11 protein-coding genes are annotated in these 14,273 nt (G+C 44.2%); 4 read left to right on the forward strand and 7 right to left on the reverse strand.

The window, feature by feature from the left end; genetic code table 11:
- The 6 genes from FKQ60_RS16550 to FKQ60_RS16575 form a co-directional block, all read right to left on the reverse strand.
- A partial coding sequence (locus tag FKQ60_RS16550) for a type I restriction endonuclease (protein ID WP_346009512.1) occupies positions 1-535 on the reverse strand: 535 nt, incomplete at its 3' end.
- Positions 532-1,527: a Fic family protein gene (locus FKQ60_RS16555; protein WP_170906776.1), complete on the reverse strand. Its 996-nt coding sequence runs from the start codon at positions 1,525-1,527 to the stop codon at positions 532-534. The genes FKQ60_RS16550 and FKQ60_RS16555, both read right to left, overlap by 4 nt.
- Before the next feature lie 88 nt (positions 1,528-1,615).
- Positions 1,616-2,860 carry a restriction endonuclease subunit S gene (locus FKQ60_RS16560; protein WP_170906777.1) on the reverse strand — a complete coding sequence of 415 codons (1,245 nt, stop codon included), beginning with the start codon at positions 2,858-2,860 and terminating at the stop codon, positions 1,616-1,618.
- An 85-nt stretch (positions 2,861-2,945) separates the two neighbouring features.
- Positions 2,946-4,040 carry a PDDEXK nuclease domain-containing protein gene (locus FKQ60_RS16565; protein ID WP_170906778.1) on the reverse strand — a complete coding sequence of 365 codons (1,095 nt, stop codon included), beginning with the start codon at positions 4,038-4,040 and terminating at the stop codon, positions 2,946-2,948.
- Positions 4,037-5,611: a type I restriction-modification system subunit M gene (locus tag FKQ60_RS16570; RefSeq protein WP_170906779.1), complete on the reverse strand. Its 1,575-nt coding sequence runs from the start codon at positions 5,609-5,611 to the stop codon at positions 4,037-4,039. Before FKQ60_RS16570 ends, FKQ60_RS16565 begins: the two co-directional genes overlap by 4 nt.
- A gap of 70 nt (positions 5,612-5,681) precedes the next feature.
- A complete protein-coding gene (locus tag FKQ60_RS16575) occupies positions 5,682-6,635 on the reverse strand; it encodes a WYL domain-containing protein (RefSeq protein ID WP_170906780.1) in 954 nt (317 codons plus the stop codon).
- A 400-nt stretch (positions 6,636-7,035) separates the two neighbouring features.
- Between FKQ60_RS16575 and FKQ60_RS16580 the strand changes: the two genes are divergently transcribed.
- From FKQ60_RS16580 to FKQ60_RS16590, 3 genes are all read left to right on the forward strand, one after another.
- Positions 7,036-8,232, forward strand: a complete 1,197-nt coding sequence (locus tag FKQ60_RS16580; protein WP_004393970.1) for an AAA family ATPase — start codon at positions 7,036-7,038, stop codon at positions 8,230-8,232.
- A complete protein-coding gene (locus tag FKQ60_RS16585) occupies positions 8,232-9,311 on the forward strand; it encodes a ParB family protein (protein ID WP_004393969.1) in 1,080 nt (359 codons plus the stop codon). Before FKQ60_RS16580 ends, FKQ60_RS16585 begins: the two co-directional genes overlap by 1 nt.
- A gap of 608 nt (positions 9,312-9,919) precedes the next feature.
- A complete protein-coding gene (locus FKQ60_RS16590; RefSeq protein ID WP_004393967.1) occupies positions 9,920-12,217 on the forward strand; it encodes a starch-binding protein in 2,298 nt (765 codons plus the stop codon).
- Between the two features lie 87 nt (positions 12,218-12,304).
- Here FKQ60_RS16590 and FKQ60_RS16595 read toward each other — a convergent pair whose 3' ends face one another.
- Positions 12,305-13,225, reverse strand: coding sequence for an IS5 family transposase (locus tag FKQ60_RS16595; RefSeq protein ID WP_004393905.1), 921 nt, complete (start codon positions 13,223-13,225; stop codon positions 12,305-12,307).
- Positions 13,226-13,376: 151 nt separating this feature from the next.
- Here FKQ60_RS16595 and FKQ60_RS16600 point away from each other — a divergent pair, with 151 nt between their 5' ends.
- Positions 13,377-13,793: a hypothetical protein gene (locus FKQ60_RS16600; RefSeq protein ID WP_004393965.1), complete on the forward strand. Its 417-nt coding sequence runs from the start codon at positions 13,377-13,379 to the stop codon at positions 13,791-13,793.
- Positions 13,794-14,273: the final 480 nt, after the last annotated feature.

The following is a 14,273-nucleotide window of genomic DNA, read 5'->3' on the forward strand; positions in this document are numbered from 1 at the left end:
GGTTAAACGCCTCACGAATAGCCACACCACGCTTTTTCAGTTCAATTTGCACCAAAGGCAAACCATTGACCAAAATCGTCACATCGTAACGGTTGGCATGGCTTCCCGTTTGCTCAAACTGCTTAATAACCTGCATTTTGTTACGAGCAATGGTCTTCTTGTCGAATAGGTAGATGTTTTCTATATGGCCATCATCAAACACAAAATCGAAGATATAGTCACTGTGCACTTTTCGGGTTTTGTCGAGAATATTATCGCTGGGTGTGTTCAGGTATTGCTCGCAAAAGCGAGCCCACTCGGCATCAGTAAACTCGACCTTATTAAGGGCTTGCAGCTGCTTGCGCACATTCGCCAGCATGGCGTCTGGCGTGGTTAGCGCGGGTAAATACTCATAGCCCTGATTTTTTAGGTCCTGAATCAGCTCGCGCTCAAGGTCAGCTTCGCTTTGAAAGCTTTCTGCTACCTGCCAGTTTTTTGTGTATTTATCTAACACAATAAAGTTGTTGGATTCTGCGATTGTTTTGTAGTCCGTCACAGGTGAACCTCCCAATGGCCGGTTTTTTTGGCACCAACCCGTTTTAATAATGAATGTTGTTTCAGTTTTTTGATGCGGCGTTCAATGGTACTGAGCGCCTTTCCAGTCTGCTCGGCCAACGTGGTATTGGTGATATAGCGGTCTGCTTTTATCAATTCGAGGATGGCGTGATCCAGCGGTGACAGCTTTAAACCCGCATTTATACCAGCGCTTATACCCGCATTTTCAAGCTGATGGGAAGTACTTTCTTCAATGGCATCGAGTATCATCTGCAACATAAAACGGATAAACGGCGAACAGTCCGTTTGGGCAGTACTGTTGCGAATAGCTAGGTAGTATGCCTCCTGATGCTGATGCACCAAACTTTCTACCGGGATATTAATAAAGATGGGGTGCCACTGCGACAAAATTAGTGTTTGCCACAGACGCCCCATTCGGCCATTGCCATCCGCGAACGGGTGAATAAACTCAAATTCGTAATGAAAAATACAACTGGCCATCAGTGGGTGTACATTGGTAGTGCGCAGCCAAGCCAACAACTCCCCCATCAGTTTAGGTACTCGATCGGCCTGCGGTGCCATATGCACCACCTGATCACCCGACATTACGCCAACGCCTTGACTGCGGTATCTTCCTGCTTCTTCGACTAAGCCTGTCATCAACAACTGGTGGGCAGTCAGTAAATCTTTACTTTTACTGGGCTGCCAGCTGCCGATTGCTTCATAGGCCGCAATTGCGTTGCGCGCCTCCTGTACTTCTTTGGGGGGCGCAATCACCCTTTTACCCTCAATAATGGCCGTAATTTGCGCTTCTGACAGCGTGTTGCCCTCTATCGCCAGCGAACCCTGAACCGTTCGCATGCGGTTGACCTTACGCAGGCGCAACAGTTTTTCCTGTTCAAACTCAACGGTCAAACGGCCAATGGCTTCGCTGATGTCGGCGACCAAGTTGAGAATCTCGGTGGTAATGGTAAAAGGCGGTTGGTAGGCCATTAGACTGCCTCCTTATGCTTACCATCTTTGGCAGTTATTCGAGAACCTCGAATAACTGCCTTTGCTATTTCCGTTAGCGTGTTACTCATTAAGCTGCCTCATCTGAATGAGATTTCGGGAAGCTCAATAACAGGTCACGATAATACTCGTATTGCTTTTGGCGGAGTTCTATTTCGCGGGGCAGACCTTCTTGGATCGAAGTTGTTAACGTGTCGAATTTATCCAAAATAGAAACTATTCGAGCCTGCTCAATAAGTGATCTCTTTGGGTCATTTGGAACAGGAATTGGAACTGTGAGCTTTTTGACCATTGGAACTGTAAGTTGCGGGATCCCAGCCTCAGTACCACCAATGGGAGTCATATCTAAAACATAGTTTAAATATCTTGTACTGATTATATTTTTGTTGGCTATTAAAACAATTAGACGAATAATTGGTGTGAACTTAGCTTCTCGAACAGTGTGGTATCCGACTTTTGCACCACGCGCAGAGATGGTTACTGCATCGCTGTCAATTTTATAGTCATCAGTGAAACCATATAATCCTTTTTCGCCTGTAGCGTTTGCATAGATTGGATATGGGTATTCATCAGTTGGCTCGGTCTGACCTTTAGAACTATTTTTAGGTACATCTCCGCCAGCAGAAATAGAGGCACAAAGATCCTCTAATGTTTTCCACTCCACGTCACCCTCTTCAAAACTCAACAACTGGTCGCGGTAGTAGTTGTATTGTTTTTTCCGCATGTTAAGCTCGGCGGTCAGCTCGGCGGTCATGGCGGTAAATGCGTCCAGAATGCGCACAATTTCAGCTTGTATTGCCAGCGATTTTTTTGGGTTATCTGGGCATGGGATGGGGATTTCCAGTGAGTCAATATTATTTGCCTTTAAATATCCTTGACCGGAATTGTTTTTTACTGCCTGAAAATAACTTTTCATTCTTGGTGAGTCAAAGAAATGCCAAAAGTACCTACTCATAATGACAGATTCATCTAGCCGAATCAGATACATATTCTGGCCATAAAACTCTAAGTCAGATTCCTTTACAACAGCAACTTCACCAATAGTACCAATCATGCTTATTAAAAAATCACCTGCAAGAATTGGTCTATTACGAGATAACTCAATATGATCTTCGCGAGAAATAAATTTAGTTTTATCGAAATTTATATGGCCACCTTTAATATTCTTTGATGTGATATATGGAATAGTCTCTGCTTCATTGAATTTTGGAGTTGCAGGCATGATCCAAAATTTATCTACCACTAATTGACCCAATGACTTCCACTCAACCTCAACCCCATCCAACAGCTTATCTAAATAGCTCAAATTACTCATACCTCAACCTCCTCACCTGCAATTTCCGCCACAATAACGTCAATATCACTGCGCAGCGCATTAAATTTCGTGTCTAACACCTTGCTCATTTTACGTCTCCCTGCAATTCGCGTTCTATCTGTTCAATACTGGGTAAGTTACTTTCCAGTACTTCGGGCAGGGCGCGGGTCAGTTCGTAGCTGGAGATACCGATGGGTTTGTCGACGCCGCGCAGAGCATATTCGGCCAACACGCGGTTGGGTTGCTGGCACAGGATCAGGCCGATGGTGGGTTGATCGGTTTCATGGCGGAGTTTGTCGTCCACGACGTTGCAGTAAAAATTGATTTTTCCGGCGTATTCGGGTTTGAAGTCGCCGCGTTTGAGCTCGATCACCACATAGCAACGCAGCTTTAGGTGATAGAACAACAAATCGATGTAAAAGTCCTGCTCGCCGATGTCCAAGTGGTATTGCCGTCCGACGAAAGCAAAGCCTTGGCCGAGCTCCAGCAAGAATTTTTCCAGATGGGCGACCAGGCCAGTTTCCAGTTCACGTTCGTGAAAATTCGACTCTAGAGTCAAAAAGTCAAACAGATACGGGTCTTTCAGTGTTTGCTGTACCAAGTCGGAGTCTGGAGCGGGCAGACGGCGGGCAAAATTGCTGATGGCCCGTCCTTGGCGATGGTGAGCGGCCGTTTCAATCTGCATCACAAGGATGTTGCGGCTCCAGCCATTATTGACAGCGGCTTGCATGTACCAGCGTCGAATCGGCAAATCTTTGACCTTGGCCATCAGTTCGGCGTGATGCCCCCAGGGAACAGCCTGCAGCAGTTCAGCCGGGAAAAGTGCCGCAGCTTGTGGCACTTCTGACATGACATCCGCTGGTGCCACAGTTTGTGGCATAAAGTTCAGCAGTGGATATTCGCGGTAGAAAGCCAGCATGCGTTTGATATTGCGTTCAGAAAATCCTTTCTCTTCGGGCAACGCATTGTGCAAGTCGCGTGCAAGGCGTGGAATCACGCCGGCACCCCAGCCTTCCTGCTGCTGACGACTGTTGATTAACTCGCCTATTTCCCAATATAGGCGGATCAACTCGGCATTGACCGCCAGCACGGCACGCGTCTGAGCGTGGCGAACGCGTTGTTTGATGTCGGTTAGCAACCCAGTATAGCCAATGGGTAAAGCCTGAGCCTTGTTACTCATCCTTCAAGCTCTCCATCTTCAATTTCCGCGCCTTCTATTTCCGCCACAATGGCATCAATATCACTGCGAAGCGCATCAATTTTAGCGACGGTGGTTTTTAGCTCGGCATTAAGCTCGTTAATATCCACTACTTCGCGGTTGTCTTTGGCTTCCACATAACTGCTCACCGATAGGTTGTAGCTATTAGCTGCGATAACATCCAAATCAACCGATTTAGCAAAATGCTCGACGTTTTCTTTGCTGGCAAACACCTTCATGATGTTTTCGATGTGTTCGTTGGTGAGGGTGTTGTTGTTGGTTTCTTTTTTAAACAGGCCGCTGGCATCGATAAACTGCGTTGTTGTATCGGCTTTGTGTTTAGACAGCACTAAAATATTCACCGCAATGGTGGTGCCAAAGAACAGATTAGGTGCTAATGAAATCACGGTTTCAACATAGTTGTTATCCACCAAGTACTGGCGGATTTTTTGCTCAGCACCGCTACGGTAAAAAATACCGGGGAAGCAAACAATGGCTGCACGACCTTTGCTTGATAGGTAACTCAGTGCATGCAGCACAAAGGCAAAATCGGCTTTTGATTTAGGCGCAAGTACGCCAGCGGGTGCAAAGCGGTCGTCGTTGATTAGAGTTGGGTCATCGCTACCAATCCATTTCACTGAATAAGGCGGGTTAGAAACAATCGCATCAAAGGGTTTGTCGTCTAAAAAGTGCGGTTCGATTAAGGTATCGCCCAACTGAATATTAAACTTGTCGTAGTTAATGTTGTGCAAAAACATATTCATCCGCGCCAAGTTGTAGGTGGTGTGGTTGAGCTCTTGGCCAAAAAAACCCTCTTCAATGATATGCGCATCGAAGTGCTTTTTGGCTTGTAACAGCAACGAGCCGGAGCCTGCTGCTGGGTCATAGATTTTATTGACGCTGGTTTGGCCGTACATGGCCAGCTGCGCGATGAGTTTTGAAACGTGCTGGGGCGTGAAAAATTCACCACCGGATTTACCCGCATTGGCGGCATAGTTTGAAATCAGGAACTCGTAGGCATCACCGAATAAATCAATTTGGTTGTCTTCAAAATTACCGAAGGTTAATCCTGCCACGCCTTTTAATACAGCGGCTAAGCGTTTGTTTTTTGCCTCTACCGTATTACCCAGACGGTTACTGGTGGTATCAAAATCCGCAAACAAGCCTTTGATGTCTTTCTCTGATTCGTAGCCATTGGCTGAGTTTTCGATTGCAGCAAAAATAGCTGCCAAATCGGTATTTAAATTTTCGTTTTTGTGCGCATTGGCCGCCACATTACTAAACAACTGGCTTGGGTACAGAAAATAGCCTTTGGTCTTAATGGCATCTTCTTTAGCCAACTTGATGTTTTCATCATCGTCAGACATGGCCGCATAATTAACGCTCTCATCACCACCAGTGATGTAAAGTTCAAAGTTCTCACTAATAAAGCGGTAGAACAGCGTACCGAGTACATATTGTTTAAAATCCCAGCCATCCACTGAGCCTCGAACATCGTTGGCAATCGCCCATATTTGGCGTTGAAGTTCGGCACGTTGTTGTAAACTTGTCATTATTTAAATTCCTGATTTTAATTCGTCATCATTCGTTTATCGGTTGCGCAACATTCACTGTCGTCGAACATCATTCGTTAAACCCTGGAGCTAAATTCAAATTTGCCACCCCATAAAGTGCCTGGCTGTTACGCAACCAAAGCTGATACTCAAAGCCCATTAACGAGTGTTCCGTAGAACAATCCACATGCCATTGGCGTAGCAAATATCCAGCGGTTGCCGCCCTGATCTCAACTCTTAAAACGCCATTTTTCATGCCATAGTCCAGCTCTATCGCTTCGCTGTGCTCTATGCGTGGGTGCGGCACTAATTCAAGCTCTACAAAGCGATTCCATTGGCGGTCTTGGGTTTCTAGTTCAGCCTCAGATAGCTTGGAATCTTCAAGCACAACCGCTGCTTTAATTCGGGTCAGTACAAAATCTCGGAATTCATTATGCTTGCGGTCAAAACCACGAACGTGCCAACGCAGGCCATTGTCCACCAGCGTATGCGGCACAATTTCACGCGTGGTTTCACCGCTCGATAACGATACATAGGTAATGCTCAAGGCTTTGCCTTTGTGGATGGCCTTGGTGACCTTCGCTACTATCGATAAACTCGGCTTGTTTAAGTGATAAGGCGCTTCACACGCAAGAGGTGGTTTTACCTTGCCAGTAAAGCCATCGCCGTACCCTTGGCTAATCGTCGCCAGCGTTCTCACAACGTCGTAGTCGAACAAGGGCTCAAATGCTTCACCGCGTTTATGCAACCTGAGCTTTTGGTCATACTCAATGTTGCTTGGCGCGAGCTCTCGGTATAGGGTGAAGTCTTTGGTTGCCTGCGTGGCGGCGATGCTGAAGCGATCGACTAAATCCGCCCGTACCGCTTCACCCTTAAACAATAAGGTGAAATCGATGTGGGCAATGCGATCCCTGGTTGCTTGTGGCAACTGCGCTATCTGCGAAAGCCTGTCTGGCTTTCCTTTCGCGCCTTCTTTAGCGAGTGAACTCGCCACTACCGTTTGTTTCAGACCATCATTTGTCATGCGTCTTGTTTATCCAATTCCACCAGATTCTTAAAACTCTGTTTATAAAGTAAAGACCGACATCGCGTAATCACATTGAAAAGCATCACTCAATACTGCTTTTCATCCGCAATGACTAATCAACCTCTCATGGCTGAAGCTGGACAGATGGCCATGAAACATTGAATAGGTTTTAACCTAATTAATTTTATTAGGTATCATCCTATCATAAATTATTTTGTAGGGAAGAGTAAAAAATAACCCTGCCCCCATTCCCATGAGTTTTTTAGCAAGCCTTAGAAATGAGAGCAACCAAAGCAAACTTTCTACCACTCAAAAACCTTAAATAGTCCATCACTTTTTAGTGTACACCCAAAAAAATAAGGTATATATTATTTTAAAACCCTCTAGGATTAACGATATGGACGCGGAAAAAACCACACAAACTTTTCAAGATTTGAAATTAGGTGCTGATGCTTACATTAAACGTAGAAATCAACGGTTGTTGGCTAATCATCGTAAAGAGCTTCGTAATTTTACGCGTGCTGAAGCGACAGCATATTTAGATATTGATTCTAAAACCTTAGATAAATATGTCGCTAATGCGGGCATAGACCCAAGGCGCCACGCTGACTCTCAATGGTCTATAGACATTGAGGAAATGTATATAGTACGTGCACTACTACCTGAAAATTTAAGAAAAGAACCCTTGTTCCATCGCTTACCGTCACAAAAAACACAAGTGATAGTGATTCAAAATCAAAAAGGTGGCGTTGGGAAAACCGTTTCAGCAGCGACAATAGCTTCTGGGTTAGCTGCCGAGTTTCATCAAGAATACCGTATTGGCTTAATCGATATGGATGGTCAAGCGACCCTATCTATGTATTACGCCCCAGAAGCCGAGAAAGAAGGTTGTTTGTCTGTTGGCGATTTAATCATGCAAAACTATGACTTAGAGGAGGGTGAGACTTTTCCTCAAGTCGTTTCTGAAGCCTTTTTGCAAACGACAATTCCAAATTTAAGAATTCTCCCAGCATCACAATCAGATAGAGCCATTGAAGGCTGGTTTCATGAGCAGGTTTTTAGTCATAAACTTCCTTCTCCGTATTCTATCTTAAGTGAAGTGATTGATACTGTTCGTGATGAGTTTGATATTATTTTAATCGATACTCCACCTTCGTTAGGTTATGCCACTTACAATGCCTACTTTGCGGCAACTAGTGTCGTTTTTCCTTTATCTATCACGGAAAACGATATTGATGCGACATGCTCTTATTTTAGTTATATCCCCCAAGTTTGGGCTTTATTGGCTAATGCTAATCATTCCGGCTACGACTTTATGAAAATTCTTCTTACTAATCACCGAGACGGTTCAACAACGAGTGAATTGATGAACAGCTTGTATGATCACTTTGCACCTTATCTTTATTCTAAAGAGTTCAAACACAGCGAAGCTATCCGCCAAGCATCCTCACTGCTTTCAACGGTTTTTGATATGTCTAAAAGTGAATATCCAAAAAGTAAGGGGACTTTCCAAAGCGCTCAACAAAACAGTTATGAAGTTACCAGTCAGATTCTAAGAGATATCGTCAATGTATGGCGTGAGGAGCAAAAATAATGGCAAAAAAAAGAGGCGCAAGTCCACTAGGCAATACACCCGGTTCAGCTGAAGCGCAAGCTGTAGCAGCTAAAGCTAATATTGAAAGCCTTACTCGCCAACTTTCCTCTGAGCTAACTAAAGCTGGTGAGAATACAGCCCATTACCTTCAAAATATATTCGGTATTGAATCTGTTGGTAACAGCGTAGCATGGCAATTAGAGTCAGGCGCTCAGGCAATATTTAACGAAGTAACTCTGTCATACGAACAAGTTCGTGATAAAACCTGCGTCACCTTTGAAGTGAATGGCCGTGATCAGTCTCTTTTGACTAAAGATTCATTATCCGACCTCGCCTCTCTTGAGTTTCAGCAATTTTACCCTGCCGTTGGTCGGGAAATAGATGGCAAAATAGATGTGCTTGACGGTTCACGCCGCCGCGCTTGGGTACTATTGCAACAAGGTCACATCAAAGAGTTTCGCATCTTAGTCACACAGGATGCCCTGTCCTATGCTGATGCCAAAGCATTGGCTAAACAATTACAAACAGCAAAAGAACATAATCAGCGTGAAATTGGTTTGCAATGTAAAGCGATTATGGACAGTGGTAATTACACTCAAGAAGATGTAGCCAAGATCACCGGGATCAGCAGACCTGCTGTCAGTAAAGCACTAAAAGCTGCCAGTATTGATCAAGCGCTTATTTCGTTATTTCCAGATGTAAACCTTTTATCGCATCCCGATTACTCGGTACTTGATAAGGTGATGAAGTTAATCGGGAAAGATAAATCCGAACTATCAGATTTTATTAAAGAAATACAAAAAATCACTGTCAATGTTCAGCCTGAACAAACTCATGATGACGTTAAGAATCTACTTTTATCCAAAATAAAATCTGAGCTAAAGATTGCCCAAAATAAACAAGATAAAGAAAGTGCTTCAGTCACACCATTAGCCACTTTCAAGAGTAAAGGCGTTTACGCTCGTAAACGAGTTAAAGGACGAAACTTCTCTTATGAATTTGGCCGTTTACCCAACGATATACAAAGACAGTTAGATAAAGCAATCGCTGAAGTATTAGAAGCGGTGGACAATTCATGACTTTTCACCACCCGAAAGTTTATGACGACGTTGCTAATTGATAAGAAATTGCTCACTGGCTGACTTAAAATAATCAACCAACAAACTCACGCACGACTATCGCTCGTGAGTTTGTTGAAATGATAAGCGGCGATTAACGAGGAATGAAAGGAAAAACAAATCCGACACTGTATTGAGTTTAGCGGCAAATAGAATAAAAACCTTAGCAATATTCCTGCCTTCTTTCATAACCTTATATCACATAAGGCAAAGAGAATGCCTTTCTCTCTCCATTCAACATACTAGCCGCTTCACCTATCATTTTGCCTAATACCTCACGTTATGTGTCAATCAACCATTAAGATGAACATTATAAATATAATGAAATCAATACATTAATTCAAAACCAAACTTCTATTCCAATTTTATTCTCTTATTTCATCGTGAATATGCGCATTTAGTGACTGTATTTAAATCTAGAAAAGTAAAGCTTGTACAAATAATGACGATTCTCACAATCCCTCTTTTTTCAGGAGGTATTATTTTTTATCTCTCCTAAAGTTTTGCTGTCTTTTTAGACAAAATACATTTTTTCTTACATTTTAAGATTTCAAACTTAAGGGAAGAACATGAAATTCAACAAGAGTTTGTCTGCCGGACTCATGTTATTCGGGAGCTTAATCGGGGGAACGCAAAGCTATGCTCAAACCGTTCCAAAGACAACATTCGTCCACTTATTTGAATGGAGTTGGCAAGATATTGCTCAGGAATGTGAAGAGTTCCTAGGGCCTAAAGGGTTTGCTGCGGTACAAGTCTCCCCTCCTCAGAAAAGTGTCGATAACCCGGCTTGGTGGTCTCGCTACCAACCCGTTAGTTATGCTTTTGAAGGCCGTAGTGGTAACCGTGCACAATTTGCGGATATGGTGCAACGTTGTAAAAACGTAGGGGTAGACATTTATGTGGATGCCGTCATTAACCATATGGCGGCATGGAATCGCAACTTCCCTGAAGTTCCATATGGAGTTAATGACTTTAATAGCTGCACCAGTGACATCAACTATTCTAATCGCTGGTCAGTACAAAATTGTGATCTTGTCGGACTTAACGATCTCAAAACCAGTTCTGAGTATGTTCGCCAAAAAATTGCAGACTACATGAATGATGCGATCAGTATGGGGGTCGCTGGGTTTCGTATTGATGCGGCGAAACATATGCCAGCCGAAGATATCGCGGCAATAAAGAGTAAGTTACATGGCACCCCTTATATTTTCCAAGAAGTGATCGGTGCCGAGAATGAACCCGTTAAGCCTGCGGAATATACCTATATTGGTGATGTTACTGAGTTCTTCTTTGCTCGCACCCTAGGACCTAAGTTTAAGCACGGGGGAATTAAAGACTTACAAGGTATTGGTTCTTGGAATGGTTGGCTAAGCAGCAGCGATGCCGTGACTTTTGTAACCAACCATGATGAAGAACGCCATAACCCAGGGCAAGTACTCAGCCATCAAGACTTTGGTAACCTCTACTTCCTCGGTAACGTTTTTACTTTGGCCTATCCTTATGGGTATCCCAAAGTCATGTCAGGCTACTACTTCAATGATTTTGATGCAGGCCCTCCCGCAACAGGTATACATACGGGGAACGCCTGTGGTTTTGATGGAGGAGACTGGGTTTGTGAACACCGCTGGCGCGGCGTAGCCAATATGGTGGCTTTTCGTAATCACACCGCAGCAGAATGGCGCGTAACCAACTGGTGGGATGATGGCTATAACCAAGTCGCCTTTGGCCGTGGTGGGCTAGGTTTTGTTGTCATTAACCGAGACGACAACAAAGGCATCAACCAAGGTTTTGCTACCGGAATGCCAGCGGGTGAATATTGCGACATCATCAGTGGTGACTTTAACTCACAAACGGGAACATGTAGTGGCACCACCATCAGTGTAGACAGTTCAGGTTATGCCCATTTCACCGTGGCTTCTCATAATGCGGCGGCCATTCATGTCGGAGCAAAAGTAGGACAAACCTGCACCGATTGTGATGATGGTGAGAAAAAACCGGCTACGCCTGTTACGGCAACCAACCTCTGCTACGACAATGCCGCTAATCACACTTCACCAACACTCCACTACTGGGGAGCACAACCAGCAGGCTCACTCACAAACGCCACTTGGCCTGGCGTTACCATGACGGCAAATGGTGATTTCTATTGCCATGATGTTGAAACTGAGCTTTCAAGTGTGAATGTGATTTTTTCAAATCAAGGTGCCAATAAGAGTAACGATCTCACCACCACTACTGGAACGTGTTATAGCGATGGTAGCTGGAAATCTTTAGCCGACTGTGGGTTTACCCTAATCACAGAGAACGATGAGGATGAAGGTAACGCCACCCAAATCTGTTATGGCAATGAGCAAGGATTCTCTCAGCCTTACCTCTATTTCTGGAATGTGGCGGCCGCAACCCCCATTGCTAACGCAACTTGGCCTGGGCAAGCAATGACCCAACAAAATGGTCAATACTGTTATGACTTTGGTACTAACCTCAATAGTTTGAAAGTCATTTTCAGTGATCAAGGCAGCCGCCAAACCCTCGATATGGAGGTGTCAGCACCAAACCTTTGCTATGCCAATGGTGAATGGAAAGAGCTGTCTCAGTGCACCAGCAACACGAATGGTGGAAATGAAACTTGGTACTTCCGAGGTACAGCAAACGGGTGGGGATTAACACTGCTGGATTACAATGAGCAAACTGGCCTTTACACAACAACCCAAACCTTCAGTGGTGAAGAGTCACCCGCAAGGTTTAAAATTGATGATGGTTCGTGGACAGAATCCTACCCAAGTATGGATTATCAAGTCGGCGACTACGCCACCTATCAGATTCATTTCAATAGCAGTACAAAAGCCGTCAGTGTGACACAGCACTAATCACCTTATCGGTACAGTCTTGAGGCTGTACCGAGGCTTTGTTGCTTAATTCAGAGAAAAGGCATACCAGCCCATAATGCTTCATTTTTAAACAACATACTGAGTTTCAGGCATACCTAGCCCCGTAAGCTTGTTCAGCGCTTTGATCATTGCGTAAGTCTCGCCAACCTGAGCGTTGTAATTTCTTAGGCTTAATTTCCCACCTAACAACTGTTTCACTCGATGCATGGCTGTCTCTGATAGAGAGCGCTTATGATAACCATACCGCTTTTTCCACTTTTTGTTTGAGCCGTAGAGCTTCTGACAACCTACCGCCAAATTGCGAGGATGTCCTTGCTCCCAGAAAGCTGCCCCTTCTCGTGGCGGGATGAGCGGAACTGCTCGCTTGATTCGTATAGCTTCATGGCAGCTTCTTGTGTCATAAGCTCCATCACCTGATACTTCAATGATTTTACGACGTGTCTGCTTAAGTAAGTTGGGAAGCACTTCAGCATCGGTTACGTTAGAGAAACTCAGTTCTGCTGCGACTATTTCGTGAGTGCTGGCATCTACTGCAATATGCAGTTTACGCCAAACTCTACGCTTCCCGTCAGTACCATGCTTCTTAACCTTCCATTCACCTTCGCCATAAACCTTGAGACCAGTGGAATCAATGGCTAGATGTTGTATCGCTCCTCTGGTTTTAGTTTTAAATGAAACATCAACTTCCTTAGCTCGACGACTTATGCAGGTGTAATGCGGACAAAATAGCGGGATATTAGCCAGTTTAAATACTGAGTCTATAAATCCTTGCAGCGCTCTCAATGGCATAGAGAATACTCGTTTCACCATTAATGCAGTCGTAATGGCTAAATCACTGAATTGGCGTGGTCTACCACGCTTGCCTTGTTTGCTTTGCTTCCACTCAGCTATCGCTTCCTCATCAACCCAAAAGGTCAGTGAACCACGATTAATTAAGGCTTTATTGTACTGCTTCCAGTTGGTTGTTTTGTAACGAGGTTTAGGCATTAGGCTACGACGATTAATGGATGTAGCCGATCAGATCGTAGCTTCTTGATTTAGTTCCATCGATTTAAGCAACAAAGCCGCTCATACCTTACAGCCGGTAACTCACTATGCTATAAATCATCTAATGTTACTTTCAATCGAGGAGCGAGCCATGGGCCGTAAACCACTTTCAGAAAAAGAACTGCTTGAGGGTATTACACCCAAAACAACACACGCTGATGAACTCGCGACTACAAATGAAAAAGATTGGGGATCTTATTCTGAAGATACGGATAAAGCAGAAAGCGATTTTCTTGTTCAAAGAGACGATGCTCTTAACAACACCCGAATGGAAAAAATGCTAAAAATGGCTGAACGCTTTAACAAAAGCGGGAGTGTCGATAGGGAAACTCTCATGAAAGTTAAAGGACTTACTGAATCGGAAATACTGTCAGAAAACGAGTACAGGATGGTTTTAAAGAGGATTGAAACCATATTCGATGCTGAACCAGGCACACCCGAAGGTGACGAACTTGAAAAGCTAGTGACCTGGGTGGAAGCGTATGAAGAAGAGCACTACCCATTTTAAGCTAGTTAGCCCTCTGCTGACTCATCTTTGCCCTAAAGTTTCTTAGAGCAATTTGTTGCGACTCACTATGAACGTAGAAAATTTGAAGGAAGATATCTTAGCTTTTCTAACATTAAGATACGACAAGAGCCACTAGAAGTGGCTCTATTACGCGCTACCTGCGGTCAATACTCTATGAGCGTAAGAGAACAGGGCTATTTGAATTCATCTATCTACAAGTGGAGCCGAAGCCGCGTTTCTTATAGCAAGCATTAGAAGTATATGCTTGCTATCTATCGAATTCAAATTAGTTGTTCATAATCGGTGACTGTAGAGGTATCGTTGTTTAGAAATAGGTTTTAGCGCGGGTTTATCGTGAGCTTACGGCAGCATAGCTCAACTTAACTCGCCAGCTCTGGTTTACTAAGTGCTTATCCAATATAAGGAAGGCACCATGCAAAACCAGAAAAACCTGATTCAGGCCACTGCTGACTTTGAGCA

Origin of the sequence: Vibrio sp. A11 (assembly GCF_013048705.1) — a bacterium.
Taxonomy (GTDB): domain Bacteria; phylum Pseudomonadota; class Gammaproteobacteria; order Enterobacterales; family Vibrionaceae; genus Vibrio; species Vibrio metschnikovii.

Bases quoted from the DNA above. Each gene is read 5' to 3' on its own strand.
- FKQ60_RS16555 (WP_170906776.1), bottom strand. From the start codon at position 1,527: ATGGCCTACCAACCGCCTTTTACCATTACCACCGAGATTCTCAACTTG.
- FKQ60_RS16560 (WP_170906777.1), bottom strand. From the start codon at position 2,860: ATGAGTAATTTGAGCTATTTAGATAAGCTGTTGGATGGGGTTGAGGTT.
- FKQ60_RS16565 (WP_170906778.1), bottom strand. From the start codon at position 4,040: ATGAGTAACAAGGCTCAGGCTTTACCCATTGGCTATACTGGGTTGCTA.
- FKQ60_RS16570 (WP_170906779.1), bottom strand. From the start codon at position 5,611: ATGACAAGTTTACAACAACGTGCCGAACTTCAACGCCAAATATGGGCG.
- FKQ60_RS16575 (WP_170906780.1), bottom strand. From the start codon at position 6,635: ATGACAAATGATGGTCTGAAACAAACGGTAGTGGCGAGTTCACTCGCT.
- FKQ60_RS16580 (WP_004393970.1), top strand. From the start codon at position 7,036: ATGGACGCGGAAAAAACCACACAAACTTTTCAAGATTTGAAATTAGGT.
- FKQ60_RS16585 (WP_004393969.1), top strand. From the start codon at position 8,232: ATGGCAAAAAAAAGAGGCGCAAGTCCACTAGGCAATACACCCGGTTCA.
- FKQ60_RS16590 (WP_004393967.1), top strand. From the start codon at position 9,920: ATGAAATTCAACAAGAGTTTGTCTGCCGGACTCATGTTATTCGGGAGC.
- FKQ60_RS16595 (WP_004393905.1), bottom strand. From the start codon at position 13,225: ATGCCTAAACCTCGTTACAAAACAACCAACTGGAAGCAGTACAATAAA.
- FKQ60_RS16600 (WP_004393965.1), top strand. From the start codon at position 13,377: ATGGGCCGTAAACCACTTTCAGAAAAAGAACTGCTTGAGGGTATTACA.